The organism is Streptomyces sp. MNU76 (assembly GCF_020982545.1).
Taxonomy (GTDB): domain Bacteria; phylum Actinomycetota; class Actinomycetes; order Streptomycetales; family Streptomycetaceae; genus Streptomyces.
In genome coordinates this window covers 333,920-352,811 of the sequence record NZ_JAJKLK010000005.1, presented here as the reverse complement: position 1 = coordinate 352,811, position 18,892 = coordinate 333,920, and the positions used below count along the sequence as shown (strand labels likewise).

14 protein-coding genes and 4 pseudogenes are annotated in these 18,892 nt (G+C 71.9%); 10 read left to right on the top strand and 8 right to left on the bottom strand.

Annotation, left to right across the window (positions count from 1 at the left end; translation table 11 throughout):
- Nucleotides 1-51: 51 nt before the first annotated feature.
- Nucleotides 52-981: a rhomboid family intramembrane serine protease gene (locus E4N62_RS14945; RefSeq protein WP_230214789.1), complete on the bottom strand. Its 930-nt coding sequence runs from the start codon at nt 979-981 to the stop codon at nt 52-54.
- 154 nt (nt 982-1,135) lie between these two features.
- Between E4N62_RS14945 and E4N62_RS14940 the strand changes: the two are divergent.
- Nucleotides 1,136-2,413, top strand: a pseudogene (locus E4N62_RS14940) (IS701 family transposase).
- Nucleotides 2,414-2,722: 309 nt separating this feature from the next.
- The gene (locus E4N62_RS14935; RefSeq protein ID WP_230214782.1) at nt 2,723-3,442 is read left to right on the top strand and encodes a VWA domain-containing protein; all 720 of its coding nucleotides are present in this window, start codon (nt 2,723-2,725) and stop codon (nt 3,440-3,442) included.
- Nucleotides 3,443-3,455: 13 nt separating this feature from the next.
- Here the strand turns inward: E4N62_RS14935 and E4N62_RS14930 are convergent, their stop codons facing one another.
- Together E4N62_RS14930 and E4N62_RS14925 are read right to left on the bottom strand one after the other, a co-directional pair.
- The gene (locus E4N62_RS14930; RefSeq protein WP_230214780.1) at nt 3,456-4,430 is read right to left on the bottom strand and encodes an acyl-CoA dehydrogenase family protein; all 975 of its coding nucleotides are present in this window, start codon (nt 4,428-4,430) and stop codon (nt 3,456-3,458) included.
- A gap of 303 nt (nt 4,431-4,733) precedes the next feature.
- Complete coding sequence (locus tag E4N62_RS14925) at nt 4,734-5,873, bottom strand: acyl-CoA dehydrogenase family protein (RefSeq protein ID WP_230214779.1); 1,140 nt, start codon at nt 5,871-5,873, stop codon at nt 4,734-4,736.
- 49 nt (nt 5,874-5,922) lie between these two features.
- On the opposite strand from E4N62_RS14925, the gene E4N62_RS14920 reads away from it, so the two are divergent.
- The 3 genes from E4N62_RS14920 to E4N62_RS14910 all read left to right on the top strand — a co-directional run bounded on the left by E4N62_RS14920 (nt 5,923) and on the right by E4N62_RS14910 (nt 8,653).
- Complete coding sequence (locus E4N62_RS14920) at nt 5,923-6,711, top strand: SDR family oxidoreductase (protein ID WP_230214777.1); 789 nt, start codon at nt 5,923-5,925, stop codon at nt 6,709-6,711.
- An 82-nt stretch (nt 6,712-6,793) separates the two neighbouring features.
- Nucleotides 6,794-7,468 (top strand): TetR/AcrR family transcriptional regulator, encoded by a 675-nt coding sequence (locus E4N62_RS14915; RefSeq protein ID WP_230214775.1) that lies wholly within the window; start codon nt 6,794-6,796, stop codon nt 7,466-7,468.
- A 27-nt stretch (nt 7,469-7,495) separates the two neighbouring features.
- The gene (locus E4N62_RS14910; RefSeq protein WP_230214773.1) at nt 7,496-8,653 is read left to right on the top strand and encodes an acetyl-CoA C-acetyltransferase; all 1,158 of its coding nucleotides are present in this window, start codon (nt 7,496-7,498) and stop codon (nt 8,651-8,653) included.
- Nucleotides 8,654-8,731: 78 nt separating this feature from the next.
- Here the strand turns inward: E4N62_RS14910 and E4N62_RS14905 are convergent, their stop codons facing one another.
- The 4 genes and pseudogenes from E4N62_RS14905 to E4N62_RS14890 all read right to left on the bottom strand — a co-directional run.
- A complete protein-coding gene (locus E4N62_RS14905) occupies nt 8,732-9,778 on the bottom strand; it encodes a nitronate monooxygenase family protein (protein WP_230214770.1) in 1,047 nt (348 codons plus the stop codon).
- Entirely contained in the window at nt 9,778-10,557 is a 780-nt protein-coding gene (locus E4N62_RS14900) for a CoA-transferase subunit beta (protein ID WP_230214767.1), read from the bottom strand. Before E4N62_RS14900 ends, E4N62_RS14905 begins: the two co-directional genes overlap by 1 nt.
- Nucleotides 10,554-11,402, bottom strand: a complete 849-nt coding sequence (locus E4N62_RS14895) for a CoA transferase subunit A (protein ID WP_230214765.1) — start codon at nt 11,400-11,402, stop codon at nt 10,554-10,556. Before E4N62_RS14895 ends, E4N62_RS14900 begins: the two co-directional genes overlap by 4 nt.
- A 178-nt stretch (nt 11,403-11,580) precedes the next feature.
- Nucleotides 11,581-12,318, bottom strand: a pseudogene (locus E4N62_RS14890) (enoyl-CoA hydratase family protein); the annotation flags it as partial.
- Between the two features lie 66 nt (nt 12,319-12,384).
- On the opposite strand from E4N62_RS14890, the gene E4N62_RS14885 reads away from it, so the two are divergent.
- Nucleotides 12,385-13,143: an SDR family oxidoreductase gene (locus tag E4N62_RS14885; protein WP_230214762.1), complete on the top strand. Its 759-nt coding sequence runs from the start codon at nt 12,385-12,387 to the stop codon at nt 13,141-13,143.
- Nucleotides 13,140-14,072 (top strand): SDR family oxidoreductase, encoded by a 933-nt coding sequence (locus E4N62_RS14880; protein ID WP_230214760.1) that lies wholly within the window; start codon nt 13,140-13,142, stop codon nt 14,070-14,072. Before E4N62_RS14885 ends, E4N62_RS14880 begins: the two co-directional genes overlap by 4 nt.
- A gap of 132 nt (nt 14,073-14,204) precedes the next feature.
- Here E4N62_RS14880 and E4N62_RS14875 read toward each other — a convergent pair.
- Nucleotides 14,205-15,120, bottom strand: a pseudogene (locus E4N62_RS14875) (hypothetical protein).
- Nucleotides 15,121-15,203: 83 nt separating this feature from the next.
- Between E4N62_RS14875 and E4N62_RS14870 the strand changes: the two are divergent.
- The 3 genes and pseudogenes from E4N62_RS14870 (at nt 15,204) to pepN (ending at nt 18,803) form a co-directional block, all read left to right on the top strand.
- A complete protein-coding gene (locus tag E4N62_RS14870) occupies nt 15,204-15,614 on the top strand; it encodes a chorismate mutase (protein ID WP_230214755.1) in 411 nt (136 codons plus the stop codon).
- Between the two features lie 71 nt (nt 15,615-15,685).
- On the top strand, nt 15,686-16,210 hold the full coding sequence (locus E4N62_RS14865; protein ID WP_230214752.1) for a two-component system response regulator: 525 nt from the start codon (nt 15,686-15,688) through the stop codon (nt 16,208-16,210).
- 90 nt (nt 16,211-16,300) lie between these two features.
- Nucleotides 16,301-18,803 (top strand): annotated as a pseudogene (gene pepN / locus E4N62_RS14860) (aminopeptidase N).
- Nucleotides 18,804-18,892 lie beyond the last annotated feature (89 nt).

Here is an 18,892-nt window from a genome sequence, read left to right as displayed (position 1 = left end):
TCCCCGACCGGACTACCGGGCAGGCGCCGTCGCATGTCCCAGGTGAGGGCCTCAGCCCGTCATCGCCGCCACCTTCGCCACCGCCAGCACCACCAACAGCGCCAGTACCCCTACGCACGCCCCCGCCTGTACCAGCACCCGTCGTCGGTCCCTCGGTGCGTACGCGAAGGCCAGGGCGGTCAGGCCGCCTGTGAGGAGGCCGCCGAGGTGGCCCTGCCAGGACGTCACGACGGCCGAGATGACCAGCCAGATCAGCAGACCCGCCATGAAGCGGTTGATGCCCGCCGGGTCGGCGCCGAGGCGGCGGGCCAGGACGTAGTACGCCGTGCAGACGCCGAAGATCGCGCCGGAGGCGCCGACCGTGCTGCTGTCGGGAGCCAGGAGGAGGACCAGGACGGAGCCGCCGAGGGCGGAGAGGAGGTACAGGCTCAGATAGCGGGCGCGGCCCAGCTGTGCCTCCACCACCCGGCCCACGTTCCACAGGGTGACCATGTTCATCACGATGTGGAGGATGCCGAACGTGCCCTCGGTGGGCGGGATGTGGAGGAAGGCGCCGGTGAGGAGGCGGTACCACTCGCCGTCGATCACGCCTTCGAGGTGGAAGTCGCCCGGGTAGGCGCTCTGCCAGACGTAGCGCAGACCGTCCGGGCCGGTGAGGCCCCGGCCCAGCATCGCGAAGTCGTCGACGATCGACGGGCGGAGCAGTTCGGCGACGTACGCGACGACGTTCAGGCCGATCAGGACGTACGTCACCAGCGGGACCGCCGAGATCCGGCCGCCGAAGGCCGTGCGGGCCTGGCGGACGCTTCTCGCGCCCTCCCTCACGCACTCCGGGCACTGGTGGCCCACGGCCGCGTCGCGCATGCAGTCCGGGCAGATGAACCGCTCGCAGCGGGTGCAGCGGACGTAGGACTCCACGTTCGGGTGGCGGTAGCAGGTGGTGACGGCGGGCTCGGACGACGACGAGGACTCGGGTTCCACGGCCGGCTCCTTGTGGGTGCGGGGCTGATGACGAGCCGGTGAGGACGGCGGCGAACAAAATAGCGAACCTGGGCGGGAGCGCGCTGCGGGGGAGTGCCCTAGTAGGGCTCCGTTACGTCTGTCTGTCGGTCCTGTTTGGGGGAACGCTGAAGGTGTGGACGCACATGAAGTGAACCGTGCTCGGGCGACGTTGGCGTTATTCGTGGCTGACGTGTTCGCGTCGGTGCCGCGTAAGGATCAGCGGGCGAAGGGCGACTGCTACCTGCGGGGACTGATGCTGGACGGACGGCGGAAGTCGATCCAGCCGATGGCGGAACGGCTGCCGGACGGCAACGAGCAGAACCTGCAGCAGTTCGTGAACCAGTCGACGTGGGATCCGGTGCCGGTGCGGCGGCGGATCGCCCAGCGGATGGTGCCGAGAATCGGCCCGGAGGCGTGGGCGGTCGATGACGTGTCGTTCCCCAAGGACGGGAAGATGTCGGTGGCGGTCGCGCGCCAGTACTGCGGGGCGCTGGGCAAGCGGGCCAACTGCCAGGTCGCGGTGAGTGTGCACGCGGTCTCCGACACGGCGTCCTGTCCGCTGCAGTGGCGGCTGTTCGTGCCCGAGGAGTGGGCGGACGATGCGGTGCGGCGGCAGAAGACCGGGATACCGCAGGAGGTCGGGCACCGGGAGAAGTGGCGTCTGGCCCTGGACATCCTCGATGAGCTGGCCGGGTGGGGTCTGGTGCCGCCGGTGGTGGTGGCCGACGCCGGCTACGGGCAGAACGCCGACTTCCGCGACGGTCTGAGCGAGCGGGGCATCGGCTATGTCGTGGCGGTCCGTTCGGACGTGACGGTCCACCCGCACGACGTGCGGCCCACCGCCCCGGCCTGGTCCGGGAACGGTCGCAGGCCGCAGCCCCGCTACCGGGACAAGCCGTCCTCGGTGGCAGCGCTGGCTCAGGAGCACGGACGGCAGGCGTTCACCGAGGTGACCTGGCGTGAAGGCTCCCGCGGGCCGATGCACTCACGCTTTCTGGCGCTGCGGGTGCGGTAGGCCGGGGTGAGGGCCCGCCGTCTGGCCCAAGCCGCCGCCACTGCCGAGCACGGCCACTGGGACGGTGTCCTGCCCGAGGTGACGCTGCTGGTCGAATGGCCCCAGGACGCCGAAGCACCCACCGACTACTGGCTGTCCAACCTGCCCGCCGACACACCGATCACCGAACTGGTCCGCCTGTCCAAGATCCGCTGGCGCATCGAGCACGATTACCGGGAACTCAAGCACGGCCTCGGCCTGGACCACTTCGAGGGCCGCTCCTGGAACGGCTGGCACCACCACGTCACCCTGGTCACCGCCGCCCACGCCTTCCTCACCGAACAGCGCCTGTCCCCAAAAGCCGATACAGCGGACTCACCCTCTACCAGATCCTCGACGCCATCCAGGACCTGCTGAACTGCTGGACCGGCACCTGCACCACCTGCCACCGCCCGCTGCCCAGAACATCCACCACCAGCCAGAACCCAAGAGCCAGAGCAACCTAACGGAGCCCTACTAGGGGGTGTTTCGAAAGTCCTGTGCGGTGCCCGCGGTGTCCGGTGCGTGCTCTCGGCGTGCCGGACGAAAGCCCTCGTACTGGACGTACTTGGGGTTTCGGCCGGTGCGGCGAGAGTGCGTGCCGGGCGCCGTGGGTGCTGTGCGGGACTTTCGAAACACCCCCTAGCCTCGGAGTCTTCGTCGCGCTCCAGTGCCGGGAGGCCCCTCATGCCCGCCATCAGCCTCAGCAAGATGCAGGAGACCGCCCCCGCCCTGGTGGATCTGTACAAGGCCGCCGGGGCCTCCCTCGACCGACACGGTCTGCGGGGGCAGCGCGCCGCCGTCTACCTCGTGGTCGACCACAGCGGCTCCATGCGGCCGTACTACAAGGACGGCAGCGTGCAGGCGCTCGCCGATCGGGTGCTCGGGCTGTCGGCGCAGCTCGACGACGACGGGAGCGTGCCGGTCTTCTTCTTCTCCACCGGGGTCGACGCGGTCACGGAGATCGACCTCACCGGTCACCACGGCCGCGTCGAGCGGATCGTGACCGGGCTCGGACACATGGGGAAGACCAACTACCATGTGGCCATGGACGCCGTCATCGACCACCATCTCGACTGCGGCGGGAGCGACCCGGCCTTCGTGGTGTTCCAGACCGACGGCGGGCCGACCAGCCGGCTCGCCGCCGAGAAGTACGTCTGCAAGGCCGCTCGTCTCCCCTTGTTCTGGCAGTTCATCGGCTTCGGCGACCCCGACAGCAAGCAGTTCGACTTCCTGCACCGACTGGACGAGTTGGCGGTGCCGGGGAAGCGGGTCGTCGACAACGCCGGTTTCTTCCATGCCGGTTCGGATCCGGGGTCCGTGTCCGACGCGGAGTTGTACGACCGACTGCTGGGCGAGTTTCCCAGCTGGCTGACGGCGGCGCGGGCGCAGGGAATCATCCCGTAGTCCCGGGCAGCCATCACTGCTGAGGACCGCTGAGGACCACGTCCCGGCATTCGTCGGGCGAGCCCCACGCGCTCCGCAACGCGCGCGCCTTGGTCAGCCAGAGGGACAGGTCGTACTCCGCCGTGTAACCGATCGCGCCGTGCGCCTGGAGCGCCGTGCGCGCCGTCGCGTACGCCGCCTCGCACGCCGTCACCTTGGCCGCCGCCGCGTCCGCCGGGTCCAGGGTGACCGCCGCCCCGAAGACCAGCGGCCGCGCGAACTCCAGGGCCACCTTGGCGTCCGCCAGCCGGTGCTTCACCGCCTGGAACGACCCCACGGGCACACCGAACTGGGTGCGCTGCTTGACGTATGCCACCGTCCTGTCGAGCAGCGCCAGACCGACGCCGAGCGCCTGCGCGGCGACCGCGAGACGCGCCCAGACGAGGGCGTGGGCGAGCAGGGACGGGTCGGCGGCGAGGAGGTCGCCGCCGGTGGAGAGCGGGGTCAGGCGGCGGGCCGGGTCCAGGGAGTGGCGCACGGGGCCGTGGCCGGGGGCGAGGCGCAGTTCGCCCGTCTCCGGGGCGAGGGTCAGGCGGGTCGTCGCCGTGTCCCCGTCCAGCGCGTACGATCCCGGCGCCGGCGCCACCGTGGCCATCGCCTCGCCCGACACCAGCGCCGGGAGCAGGCGCTTGGCCGGGCCCGGGTCGCCCAGGCCCGCCAGGAGCACCGTCGCCGTCACCGTCTCCACGAGCGGGCCCGGAACCGCGTGCCGACCCAACTCCACGAAGGCGACGGCCAGTTCGACGGGGAGCGGGCCCACCCCCTCGTACTCCTCCGGTGCCGCCAGCGCGAACACGCCCGCGTCCCCGAGGCGCGCCCACACCGCACGCCCCGCCTTGTGCTCCCCGCGCCCCCAGGCCCGTACGACGGCGGGCGTGCCGGCGGCCGACAACATGGCGTCCAGCGACTCGGCGAACGCCCGCTGTTCGGTGTCCAGGAGGAAACGCATCCGGTGACGGCCTTTCGGGCGGGGGCCCGCGTCAGCTGAGGCCCTTGGGGTCGGGACCGCGCGTCGGCGGTGGCCTTCGGGAGGGAGTCACACGTCAGTTGAGGCCTTTGAAGGCCGAGGCCGTGCGTCGGGGTGCGGCCCTGCGGGGCGGGGCCCTGCGATCGGGGGCCACGCCTCGGCGGAGGCCCTTGAGGTCGGTGCCGCGCGTCGGCGGTGGCCTGCGGGCGGCGACCACCGCTCGGCGGACGGCCCTCGCAGTCGAGGCCACATGTCGGGGGCGGCCATTCAGGCGCGCTCCGCGCATCAGCGGCGGCCCTTCGGCAGGCCGAGGAGGCGTTCGGCGATGATGTCGCGTTGGATCTCGTTGGTACCGGCGTAGATCGGGCCGGCGAGGGAGAAGACGTACCCCTCGGACCAGTCGGTGTCCGCCGACTCGCCCTCCTCGCCGAGCAGGTCGAGCGCCGTCTCGTGCAGGGCGATGTCGTACTCGGACCAGAAGACCTTGTTCAGGCTGGCCTCGGGGCCGATCGGCGTGCCCTCCACGAAGCGGGAGGCGGCAGCGTGGGTGAACAACTGGTAGGCGCGGGCGCCGATCAGCGCGTCGGCCACCGCCTCGCGGGCGGACGCCGGGCTGCCCCGGTCGTGCCAGAGGGCGAGCAGCCGGTGCGCGGAGGCCAGGAAGCGGCCCGGGGAGCGGAGCGTCAGACCGCGTTCGTTGCCGGCGGTGGACATCGCGATGCGCCAGCCCTGGCCGGGCTCGCCGATGACGTCCTCGTCCGGCACGAACACGTCGTCGAGGAAGAGCTCGGCGAACGCGGGCCTGCCGTCGAGGCGGCCGATCGGGCGGACCGTCACCCCCGGGGCGCGCAGGTCGAACATGAGATACGTGAGCCCCTGGTGGGGCCGGTCGGTGCCGGGCTCGATGCGGAACAGGCCGAACGCCCGGTCCGCGAACGCCGCCCGTGACGACCAGGTCTTCTGCCCGTTCAGCAGCCAGCCCCCGTCCGCGCGCACGGCCCGGGAGGTGAGCGAGGCCAGATCGGACCCGGCCCCGGGCTCCGACCAGGCCTGGGCCCACACCACCTCGCCGGAGGCCATCGGGGGCAGCACGCGCGCCCGTTGCTCCTCGGTGCCGTGGTCGAAGAGGGTCGGGGCGAGGAGGTTGACGCCGTTCTGGCCGACCCGGCCCGGAGCGCCCGCCGCGTAGTACTCCTCCTCGAAGAGCAGCCAGCGGAGCAGCCCCGCGTCGCGGCCGCCGTACGCGGTCGGCCAGTTCACCACCGACCAGCGGTCGGCGAAGAGTTCGGCCTCCCATGCCCGATGGGCGGCGAAGCCCTCCTCGGTCTCCAGGGACGGGAGCGGACCCGACGGGACATGGCCGCGCAGCCAGGCACGGGCCTCGGCGCGGAAGGCCTCGTCGGCAGGGGAACAAGCGAGGTCCATGGAGCACTGCTCCTTCCCTAACAAGTGTTTGGTAGGTTAGCGTGCCCGCATGAAGAACGTCGACCCTCCGACGTACCTCCCCGGCCACCATCTGCTCGCCGGACGCACCGCCGTGATCACCGCCGCGGCCGGCGCGGGCATCGGCGGGGCCACCGCACGACGCTTCCTGGAGGAGGGCGCGCGCGTACTGATCAGCGACGCCCACACGCGCAGACTCAAGGCGTACCGGGACGAGCTGGCCGAGGAGTTCGGAGCGGAGTCCGTCCGGGCGGTGCCGTGCGACGTGACCGACGAGGACCAGGTGCGGGCCCTGTTCGAGGCCGGCGCCCGGCTGCACGGACGGCTCGACATCGTCGTCAACAACGCGGGCCTCGGCGGCACCAGCGACCTCGTCGACATGACCGACGAGCAGTGGTCCAAGGTGCTGGACGTGACACTGAACGGCACGTTCCGCTGCACCCGGACCGCGCTGCGCCTGATGCGGGACAACGGCGGCGGCGTCATCGTCAACAACGCCTCCGTCGTCGGCTGGCGCGCCCAGGCCGGCCAGGCGCACTACGCCGCCGCCAAGGCCGGCGTCATGGCCCTGACCAGGTGCGCGGCGATCGAGGCGGCCGCGTACGGGGTCCGGGTCAACGCCATCTCGCCCAGCCTCGCCATGCACCCGCACCTGGTGAAGGTCACCACCCCGGAGCTGCTGGAGGAACTGACCGCGCGCGAGGCCCTCGGGCGGTACGCCGAACCCTGGGAGGTGGCGAACGTGATCGTGTTCCTCGCCTCCGGCTACTCCTCGTACCTGACGGGTGAGATCGTCTCCGTCAGCAACCAGCATCCGTGAGCGAGCAGCATCCATGAGCGACCAGCACCCGTGCGCAATCAGCGCCCATGAGCGACCAGCACCCGTGAGGACGAGGAACAGCGTGCCGACCAAGAAGAAGCCCCGGACGACCGCCGGCGACAAGCCGCCCGCCGCGCCCGCCCGTCGCCGGGAACTCCTCGACCGGGCCGCGGAGGTCTTCGCCGATCTGGGGTACAACGCCACCACCGTCCGCAGGATCGCGGACGACGTCGGCATGCTCGCGGGCAGCCTCTACTACTACTTCGAGTCCAAGGACGCGATGCTGGAGGAGATCCTGCGGACCTTCCTCGACGAACTCTGGGAGGGCTACGACGCCGTCCTGGACGCCGAGTTGCGCCCCCGGGAGACCTTCGAGGCCCTGGTCGTCGAGTCGTTCCGCGCCATCGACCGGCACCGCGCCGCCGTCGCGATCTACCAGAACGAGGCCAAGAAGCTGGTCGCGCAGGACCGGTTCCAGTTCCTCGACGCGTCGCAGCGCACGTTCGAGAAGGCATGGCTGGCCACGCTGGAACGCGGGGTGGCCGCCCAGGAGTTCCGCGCCGACCTCGACACCCGGCTCACCTACCGGTTCGTGCGCGACACCGTGTGGGTCGCCGCCTCCTGGTACCGGCCCGGCGGACAGCTCGGCCCGGAGGAGATCGCCCGGCAGTACCTGTCGATGGTCCTGGACGGGATCGCCGTACACGCGCGGCCCCACGGCGGGGCCGCGACGCACGACCAGGAGCTCAATCGGTGAACAACCTCTGACGTCAAGGGAGTTGCCATGGCCGAGGCCTATATCGTCGAAGCGGTCCGGACGCCCGTCGGGCGGCGCGGGGGAGGGCTCGGCCAGGTCCATCCGGCCGACCTCGGCGCACACGCCCTCAAGGCACTCGTCGCACGCGCCGGCGTGGACCCGGCCGCCGTGGAGGACGTCGTCTTCGGCTGCCTGGACACCGTCGGCCCGCAGGCCGGTGACATCGCCCGGACCAGCTGGCTGGCCGCCGGGCTGCCCGAGGAGGTACCGGGCACGACCGTCGACCGGCAGTGCGGCTCCTCGCAGCAGGCCGTGCACTTCGCCGCACAAGGAGTGCTCTCCGGCACCCAGGACCTGGTGGTCGCGGGCGGCGTCCAGAACATGACGATGATCCCCATCGCCTTCGCCTCCCGCCAGGCCGCCGTCCCCCTCGGACTCACGGACGGCCCCTTCGCGGGCAGCGAGGGCTGGCGCGCCCGCTACGGCGACCGGCCGGTGAACCAGTTCGCCGGCGCCGAGACGATCGCCGCGAAGTGGGGCATCAGCCGCCGCGACCAGGAGGAGTACGCCCTGACCTCCCACCGCCGGGCGGTACGGGCCCTCGACGAGGGCCGCTTCGCGCGCGAGACCGTGCCGTACGGCGACGTGAGTGTCGACGAGGGGCCGCGCCGGGACACCTCGCTGGAGAAGATGGCCGCGCTGAAGCCGGTCATCGACGGCGGCACCGTCACCGCCGCCTGCTCCTCCCAGGTCTCCGACGGCGCCGCGGCGCTGCTGCTCGCCTCCGAACGCGCCGTACGGGAACACGGGCTGACCCCGCGCGCCCGCGTGCACCACCTCTCCGTACGCGGCGAGGACCCCATACGGATGCTCACCGCGCCGATACCGGCGACCGCGTACGCCCTGAAGAAGTCCGGCCTCACCCTCGACGCGATCGACCTCGTCGAGATCAACGAGGCCTTCGCGCCGGTCGTCCTGGCGTGGCTGAAGGAGACCGGCGCCGACCCGGAGAAGGTCAACGTCAACGGCGGCGCCATCGCCCTCGGCCACCCCCTGGGCGCGACCGGCGCCAAGCTGATGACGACTCTCCTGCACGAACTGGAGCGCACGGGCGGCCGCTACGGCCTCCAGACCATGTGCGAGGGGGGCGGCCAGGCGAACGTGACGATCATCGAGAGGCTCTGACGGCACGGGGGAGGCGCCGAACGGCGCGTCCGCGCGTAGGGGGTCGGGCGTCGCCGAGCCGCCCCCCGTGCGTAGGGGTCAGGCGTCGCCGAGACGCCCCCGTACCTCGTCCGCCTCTCTCATGATCCGTTCCACCAGGTCCGCGCAGGACGGCAGGTCGTCGATCACGCCGGCGACCTGGCCGGCCGCCATCACCCCCAGGTCCGTACGACCGTCCACCATCGCGGACCTGAGCAGCATGGGCGTGTTGGCGGCGAGCAGGACCTGGCTCCAGGCGAGGTCCTTGCCGTGCCGCAGCGCCAGGCCGTCGCGGACCATGCCGCGCCAGGTGAGCCCGGAGAGCCGCCGGAATGCGGCCGCGTGCCGCACGGCGCGCAGCAGGGCGCGCGCCCGCCCGGATGCCTCCAACGCGCTCACGAACTCCGTGCGGAGCATGCGGTGCGGCAACCCGTCCACGGCCCGCGTGACGGTGACGTCCTTGACGGTCGCCGCCAGATAGCGGGCCTTCACCGCGTCGGGCACCGTCGAGTCCGAGGTGAGCAGGAACCGGGTGCCCATCGCCACCCCGGCCGCCCCGAACGCCAGCGCGGCCACCAGACCCCGCCCGTCGTGGAAGCCGCCGGCGGCGACGACGGGAATGTCGACGGCGTCCACGACCTGCGGCAGCAGCACGGTCGTCGCCACCTCCCCGGTGTGTCCACCGCCCTCGCCGCCCTGCACGACCACCGCGTCCGCACCCCACGCCGCCACCTTCTCGGCGTGCCGCCGGGCGCCCACCGACGGGATCACCACCACACCCGCGTCCTTGAGCTCCGCGATCAGCTCCCTGGACGGCGCGAGCGCGAACGACGCCACCCGGACGCCCTCCTCCACGACGATCCGCACCCGCTCCCGCGCGTCCGTCGCGTCGGCCCGCAGATTCACCCCGAACGGCGCGTCCGTGCGGGACCGCACCTCCTGTACGGCGTCCCGGAGCCGCGCGGGCGTCATCGTCGCGGAGGCCAGGATCCCGAGCGCCCCCGCGTTCGCCGCGGCCGAGACCAGCCGAGGGCCGGCCACCCACCCCATACCGGTCTGCACGACCGGATGACGGACGCCGACGAGCCGGGTGAGCGCCGTCTCCATCAGCCCTGAACCTCACGGGAACGGGCGCCCGCCGGATCGAGCACCTCGCGGATCAACCGCAGCTCCTGCGCCGTGGGTTCACGTGTGTACGGCACCTCGTCCGGGACGGCGAGCGCGAAGCCCGTCGCCTCCCGCACCTGCTCGACCGTGACCCCGGGGTGCAGCGAGGCCAGCCGCATCGCGCGGTCGGGCGTGGCGAAGTCGAACACCCCGAGGTCCGACACGACCCGCGGCAGACGGTGGAAGCGGGCGGCGGCCGGATGCGCGGCCACGCGGTCGTGACCCACCCCGCACACCATGTCGACCTTCTCGACGAAGACCCGCCGCGAATGCTTCGGAACCCAGTAACTGGTCGGGTTGTTCAGGGTGTTGACCGGCGCACCCCGCACCCCCAGCAGCTGTCGCCTCGGCCTCGCCCAGTCGCCGACGCAACTGATGTTCTGGTTGCCGTACCGGTCGATCTGGCTCGCGCCCATCATCACGTGTCGTCGGCCGCCGGTGACCAGGTCCAGGTGCCGGCGGTAGGGCAGCCACCCCTCCACGGTGCCGTCGAGGTCGACCAGCAGCGCCTCGCCGTCGGTCAGCAACAGGTCGGGCGAGAAGGTCCGCCTCGCCAGGCGCGCGCCCAGCGACGGGATCAGCCCCATGGGGCTCGCGAGGATCTCCCCGGCCCCGCGCCAGGCCTCCGCGCAGGCGATCACGCAGTACTCGGCACGCGTCGCGCCGTCCGTCGGCGTCGCCTCGTCCGTCGTCCCCTCGTCCGTCGTCCCCGCGTTCACGAAACCTCCCTCCGCCAGGCCCGTACGGCCGACTGGTAGGCGGCCTCGTCGCCGGAGAGGAACCGCTCCGCGAAGTCGTCCCAGGGCGTGGTCGCGTACAGCTTCTGGAAGGCCTCGTCCCGGCCGTGGTCGGGGGCGCAGGAGGTGAAGTGCGCGCCGTTCGGGGCCTCGATCACCCCCGTCACCACATGCCGGGCGACCAGCAGCGTCTGCGGCGGTCCCTCCTTCGCCAACTCGGCCGTGTCCACGATCCGTTCGCACGAGACGTACGCGGCGTCGGCCGCCTCGCAGAACAGGTCGTCGAAGTACGGGTCCGGTCCCAGATACTGGCCGTTGCCCCGCCGATCGGCCCGGTTGACGTGCACCAGGGCCGCGTCGAGGCGCAGGGCGGGCATGGCGACGAAGGTCTCCCGGTCGTCGTACGGTGAAGTGACCGTCCGCAGCCCGGGGTTGACCCGCATCACGTCCGAGCCGATGCCCGCCCGCACCGGGAGGAACGGCAGCCGGTGCGTGGCGGCGCGCAGGCCCCACAGGAACATCGCCTCGTCGATCTCCATCAGCTCGAACGCACCCCGCTCGCGCGCCGCGCGGAAATGGGGTTCGAGGGGTATGGAGTCCAGGGTGGCGAAGGGGGCGACCAGTTTCCGGATCCGTCCGGCGGCGGCGAGCATCCCGACGTCCGGGCCGCCGCAGGAGACCACCGTGAGATCGGTGATCCCGGACCGGAGCACCGCTCTCACCAGGGCCATCGGCTTGCGGCGCGAGCCCCAGCCACCGATGCCGAGCGTCATCCCGCTCACCAGCCGCGAGACGGCCTCGTCGGCGGTCATCGCCTTGTCACTCACCCGGATCCCCTCCACCGCGTCGCTTCCTCCACCGCGCCCCGCCCCCGGCGGTGCCCTGTTCCCCGGCGGCGTCCCGCTTCCCGGCGGTGCCCTGTTCCCTGGCCGTCTCCCGTCCTCCGGCCGCGTCCCGTTCCTCGGCCGGCGGATCCGCCTTGGCCGCACCCGCCGTCCCCGCCCTCCCCGCCGCCCCGAAGGTGTCCCGGACCTCGTCGGCCACCCCGCTGAGGTTCGCCTCGAAGGTGAAGCCCTGCTCGAAGCGGTAGCTGCGGCGGACGTCGACGGGGTCGATGCCGTTGATGGCGGCCTTGGCCAGCCGCAGCAGCCGACCGTCCTTCGCGGCGATCTCCCGCGCCAACTCCAGCGCGGCGGACGGCAGTTCGACACGCGGCACGACCCGCCACACCGAACCGTGCGCCCGTAGCTCGGCGGCGGTCGCCGTACGCGAGGTGTAGTACAGCGCGCGCATCAGATGCCGCGGCACCAGCCGTGCCAGATGCGTCGCCGCACCGAGCGCGCCCCGGTCCAGCTCCGGCAGACCGAAGGTCGCGTCCTGGCTCGCCACGATCGCGTCCGCGTTCCCCACCAGCCCGATCCCGCCGCCCAGACAGAACCCCTGGACAGCGGCGACCACCGGCACCTCGCACTCGTACACGGCGGCGAAGGCCTCCGCGCAACCATGGTTGGCGCCGATCAGCGCGCTGTGCCCCACCGCCTGGATCTCCTTGATGTCCACCCCGGCGTTGAACCCGCGCCCCTCCGCGCCCAGCACGACACACCGCACCTCGGGATCGCGCCCCGCGTCGCGCACGGCCTCGGCCAGCTCGAACCACCCGCGCACCGGCAGCGCGTTCACCGGCGGGAAGTCGACCGTGACGACGGAAATCCCCTTTTCCGGGGACGAGGTGGAGACAGTCATCGGAGCATCAGCTACCTTCCACCTAACGTTTGTTTGGTGCGTCTCTCCTGCGGAAGGTAGCAGCGGATGCGGCTCAACGGGAAGGTCGCCGTTGTCACCGGCGGCACGCGCGGTGTCGGCGCCGGCATCGCCCGAGCCTTCGCCGAAGCCGGCGCCGACGTCGTGACCTGCGCCCGCCGACCACCCGAAGTCCCGCTCAAGAGCGCCGAGTTCATGCCGCTGGACGTCCGGGACCCCGACGCGGTGCACCGCTTCTTCGCCGAACTGCCCCGTGTGGACGTCCTCGTGAACAACGCCGGCGGCACACCCCATCGCCCGCTCACCGCGACCGACGCCCGCCACCACGCCCGCGTCGTCGAGCTCAATCTCACCGCTCCGCTGACCGTCTCCCTCGCCGCCCACGAGCACCTCCGGCGAGCCCGCGGCGCGATCGTGATGATCGGCAGCGTCAGCGGCAGCCGCCCCTCACCCGGCTCGGCGGCCTACGGCGCCGCCAAGGCCGGCCTGGAACACCTCGCGCGCTCCATGGCCGTCGAGTGGGCCCCGGAGATCCGGGTCAACACCCTCGTCCTCGGCATGGTCCGCACCGAGCTCTCCCACCTCCACTACGGCGACGAGCACGGCATCGCCGCCGTCGCCCGCACCGTCCCGCTGGGCCGCCTCGCCGCCCCGTCCGACATCGGCGACGCGGCGGTCTTCCTCGCCTCCGACGCGGCCGCCTACATCACCGGCGCCTCCCTCCTCGTCCACGGCGGCGGCGAACGCCCCGCCTTCCTGGACGCGGCGACGGCCCCCACAGTCATTGACGAAGGAGAACCACGATGAGCGGCACACCCCCGTACCCCGAAGGGCGGCTCTGCGAAGGGCGCGTGGTCGTCGTGACCGGCGCGGGCCGCGGGCTCGGGCGCGCGCACGCGCTCGCGTACGCCGCCGAGGGCGCCCGCGTGGTCGTCAACGACCTCGGCGTGGGACTCGACGGCACACCGGACCCCGACAGCCCTGCCGCCCAGGTCGTCGAGGAGATCCGCGCCGGGGGAGGGGACGCGGTCGCACACGGCGGGGACATCGCCACGACCGACGGCGCCGCCTCCCTCGTCCGCACCGCCCTGGACACCTACGGCCGGCTCGACACCCTCGTCAACAACGCCGGGTTCCTGCGCGACCGCATGCTCGTCAACCTCGACGCGGACGACTGGGACGCCGTCCTCCGCGTCCACCTCAAGGGCCACTTCCTCCCCCTGAAACACGCCGCCGCCCACTGGCGCGCCGAGACCCGGGCGGGCCGCACCCCGACCGCGCGCATCGTCAACACCAGCAGCGGCGCGGGCCTGCTGGGCTCCCTCGGCCAGGGCAACTACAGCGCCGCCAAGGCGGGCATCGTCGGCCTCACCCTCGTCGCCGCCGCCGAACTCGCCCGCTACGGAGTACAGGTCAACGCGATCGCCCCCGCGGCCCGCACCAGAATGACCGAGACGGTCTTCGCCGAGACCATGACCGCGCCCGACACCGGCTTCGACGCCATGGCCCCCGAGAACGTCTCCCCCCTGGTGGTCTGGCTGGGGTCCCCCGCGAGCGACGGCGTCACCGGCCGCGTCTTCGAGACGGAGGCCGGCCGCATCACCGTCATGGAAGGCTGGCACCCGGGCCCGACCGAGGACAGAGGCGCCCGCCGCACCCCGCGCGAGGCGGGAGAGACGGTACGCAAACTCCTGCCCCAGGCACGAGAGCCGGGCCCGGTGTACGGCGCAGGCTGACATGGGCCCGCCTCTCGAACAGGGGCCCGCTGGGAGCTTCCAAGGGGCGCGGGGAACTGCGCGACAAGCCCCACTCACCCGCACCCGCCCACGCACCGCACGCACCACCCTCCCGCGCCCCGCCCCCGACCCCTACGTGTCACACTCCAGCACCGTCCGACACAACCCGCACCGAGCCCGCACCCGCCCCCGCACCGGCACCCGAATCCGCTGCTGACACGTAGGACAGGGAAACGACACCCGCAACGCGGCCCCCGCCCCTCCGGCGTGAACACGTACGGCACCCCCATGCCGGACGCCCCCACCCCGGCGAAGCCGACCGCAGGTCGTCCCGCGCATGACGCCGATCCCGCACGTACCGCCGCCGCCCCACCCGCCCTGCCGCCGTCAGCGGCGGCTGCCGCTCGTCGCTCCGCGCCCGCGCCCGCCCCTGCGCGTACGCGGAATACGCCTGCGCGCTGGTGAACCACACCGACGGATCCTCACCGAACAACTGGGCCCGCTTGGCCAGCACGTACCCGAACTCCTCCGGCGTCAGATACCCCAGCTTCTGCGACGACGCGCCGTCCTCCCGGAACGCGTCCAGCAGCAGCCACCCCGCCCCCAGATACGTCGCCGCCGTGTCCGTCAGGATCTCGTTCTCCCGGGTCCCGGGAAAGGACAGCCCGAGCCGGTGCAGATATACGTGCATCACCTCGTGCGCGAGGGCCGCCCCGATGTCCCGCCGATGCGTCCGGAAGCGGTCGTTGAGCTCGACGAAGTACTCCGGCCCCGCCGCCAGTTCCACATGCGCCGCGTGCGTCATCTCCCGGAACCCGACGATCAGCCGGGCATCCGGCAGCCGATAGTGCCGCACCAGCTCCCGCGCCACCCGCTGCGCCCCCAGATGCAGATCGTCGGTGTCGCAGAACGCCACGTCGACGGGGGCCACACTGGTGTCGAAGGTCTGGATCGTGTCGTGGGAGAGCCGCTTGTACAGGGCGGTGATCGACGCCCGCACGGTGTCCAGGTGCGGGTAGCCGTGCTCGACAGGTCCGCCGTTCGCCACGTCCGCACCCCCGGAAGACGTCTCGATACGTTCCACTCTAAGCCGGTGCGGGCGCCGAACCACGGCGTCGTAGGGTGACGACCATGACCACCAGCAACACGGACGAGGTCGACGCCGAGGTACGGGCCGAACTGACCCGGCTGCGCGACAGCATCGACAACATCGACGCGGCCGTCGTCCACATGCTCGCCGAACGCTTCAAGTGCACCCAGCGGGTCGGCCACCTCAAGGCCGAGCACCACCTGCCCGCCGCCGACCCAGGCCGCGAGTCCCAACAGATCAACCGGCTGCGCGGCCTCGCCGAAAGCGCCAAGCTCGACCCGGCGTTCGCCGAGAAACTGCTGAACTTCATCATCGCCGAGGTCATCCGGCACCACGAACGCATCGCGGACGACGCCCTGAACGGCACGACGAACACGACCGGCCCGACGAACACGACCGGCATGTCGAACGCGGACGCCCCCGCAGGCAAGGCGCCGACCTCGGGGGAGTGACATCGAGTCCTCCACAGGGCATCCTGCGTGAGCACTCCTCGTCAGGAATCGACCACACACGGTGAGAGGCCATGCCGTCGGAAGCCAAGATCCTCATCGTCGACGACCATGAGGACACGCTGTACGCCCTGGAGAGCGCCCTGGCCCCACTGGGCTACCTGCTCACGCGCGCCACCAGCGGCGACGCGGCACTCAAGGAAGTCCTCCGCGGCCAGGTCGGCCTGCTCCTCCTCGACGTCCGCATGCCCGGCGTCAGCGGCCTCGACGTCGTCCGCTACATGCGCGGCGTCGAACAGACCCAGCACATCCCCGTCATCCTCCTCACCGGCTTCGGCCCCGACGCCGAACTCACCGCCACCGCCTACCGCCTCGGCGTCGCCGACCTCGTCATGAAACCCATCGACCCCTGGGCCCTGCGCACCAAGGTCCGCTACCTCTACGACGCCCACGAACGCTCCCACGCCCTCGAACGCGAAGTCCGCGACCTGCGCGCACGCCTCAAGGACCACGACGACGCCAAGCGCCACAGCGACGACGACCGGCGCGACAAGGAGCGCGTCCCCGCGCAGCACGACGGCGCGAAGAACCGGGCATAGGCCGCATACGGCCGGGCGCACGGCGCGTACGACCGGACATAGGTCGCGTACCAGGCCCGCCCCTGTCCTGCGACAAGGGCATCAGGCAGCATGTCCCTCATGTCCGTACTGACGCGCGACGAAGCGCATGCCCGTGCTCGGCTCCTCGACGTCCACCGCTACGAGATCGCACTCGACCTCACGCGCGGCGACGAGACCTTCGACTCCCGTACCGCCATCCACTTCACCGTGCGGGGAAAGAAGAAGGCCGCGGACATCTTCGTCGAGCTCAAGCCCGCAGACCTGCGCTCCGTCACCCTCGACGGCGAACCCCTCGACGCGGCGATCCTCGACGGCAACCGCCTCCCCCTCAAGGGCCTCACCCCGGGCGACCACGAACTGCGCGTCGACGCCGCCATGCGCTACTCCCGCACCGGCGAGGGCATGCACCGCTTCACCGACCCCACCGACGGCGAGACCTACGTCTACACCCAGCTCTTCATGGACGACGTCCAGCGCGTCTTCGCCGCCTTCGACCAACCCGACCTCAAGGCCGCCTTCGACCTCACCGTCACCGCCCCCGAAGGCTGGACCGTCCTCGCCAACGGCATCACCGAACGACACGACGACGGCACCTGGCGGGCCGCCACCACCCCGCTGATCTCCACCTACCTCGTCGCCGTCGCCGCCGGCCCCTGGCACTCCGTCCGCACCGAACACCGCGGCCTGCCCTTCGGCATCCACTGCCGCCGCTCCCTCGCCCCCCACCTCGACACCGACGCCGAAGAACTCCTCGACATCACCCGCGCCCTCTTCGACCGCTACCACGAGAAGTTCGAGGAGCCGTACCCCTTCGACTCCTACGACCAGGCGTTCGTCCCCGAGTTCAACGCCGGCGCCATGGAGAACCCCGGCCTCGTCACCTTCCGCGACGAGTTCGTCTACCGTTCCGCCGTCACCGACACCGAACGCCAGACCCGCGCCATGGTCATCGCCCACGAGATGGCCCACATGTGGTTCGGCGACCTCGTCACCCTCAAGTGGTGGGACGACATCTGGCTCAACGAGTCCTTCGCCGAGTACATGGGCTACCAGACCCTCACCGAAGCCTCCCGCTTCACCGACACCTGGGTCGACTTCGGCGTCGCCCGCAAAGCCTGGGGCTACGACGCCGACCAGCGCCCTCCACCCACCCCGTCGCCCCCGAGAACGTCGACGACACCGCCGCCGCCCTCCTCAACTTCGACGGCATCCCCTACGCCAAGGGCGCCTCCGCCCTGCGCCAACTCGTCGCCTGGCTCGGCGAGAAGGACTTCCTCGCCGGCATCAACGCCCACTTCACCCGCCACCGCTTCGGCAACGCCACCCTCGCCGACTTCATCGACAACCTCGCCGGCGCCACCGAACGCGACGTCCACGCCTGGGCCGACGCCTGGCTCCGCACCACCGGCGTCGACACCCTCACCCCCAAGGTCACCCGCGCCGCCGACGGCACCTACACCCTCACCGTCGACCGCACCGGCAGCCGCCCCCACCGCATCGCCGTCGGCCTCTACGACCAGGACCACGGCGACGACCAGGGCCACCTCACCCTCCGCGACCGCCTCGAACTCGACCTCCCCCAGACCGCCGACCAGCCCATCGGCAAGCGGCCCGCACTCCTCCTCCTCAACGACGGCGACCTCACCTACGCCAAGGTCCGCTTCGACCCCGACTCCTTCACCGCCGTCACCGGCCACCTCTGCGGCCTGCCCGACCCGCTCACCCGCGCCGTCGTCTGGAACGCCCTGCGCGACGCCGTACGCGACGCCGAACTCCCGCCCACCGCCTACCTGGAGGCCGCCCGCACCCACCTCCCCCGCGAGACCGACCTCGCCATCGTCCAAGGCGTCCTCGCCTTCGCCGCACCCAGGTCGCCGACCGCTTCCTCACCCCCGAACAGCGCCCCGCCGGCCTCGCCACCCTCGGCTCGCTCTGCCGCGACCTCATCCGCCGCACCGAGGACGGCGACAACCCCGGCCTGCGCCTCACCGCCGTACGCCACTTCATCGACGTCGCCGCCCACCCCGAGACCATCGCCGCCTGGCTCGCCGACGGCACCGTCCCCGGCGGACCCGAGCTCGACCCCGAACTGCGCTGGCGCGTCCTCGGCCGGCTCGCCGTCCTCGGCGCCGTCGACACCGCCACCATCGACGCGGAACTGGAGCGCGACCCCAGCGCCAGCGGCCGCGAGGGCGCCGCCCGCTGCCGCGCCGCGCTGCCCGACCCCGAGGCCAAACGGGCCGCCTGGGAGGCGATGTTCACCGCCGACGACCTCTCCAACTACCTGTTCACCGCCACCGCCCAAGGCTTCTGGCAGCCCGAACAGGCCGACCTCCTCACGGAGTACGTCGAACGCTACTGGGCCGACGCGGGTTCGCTGGCCGCTCGGCGGGGACCGGCGATCGCGGAGGCCGCGGGGCGGTGGGCGTTCCCGGTGTACGCGGTGGACGCCGAGACGCTCGGGCTGGGGGAGCGGTTTCTCGAGGGCGGTGAGGTGATTCCGGCGTTGAGGCGGAAGCTGGTGGACCAACTGGACGACTTGGCGAGGGCGTTGCGCGTACGGCAGGGATAGATCGGTTCTCGACGTAGGGGTTCGGGTGTTCGGCGGGCTTGCGACCGTGTGTGGCTGATCGCGCAGTTCCCCGCGCCCCTATGGGGCAC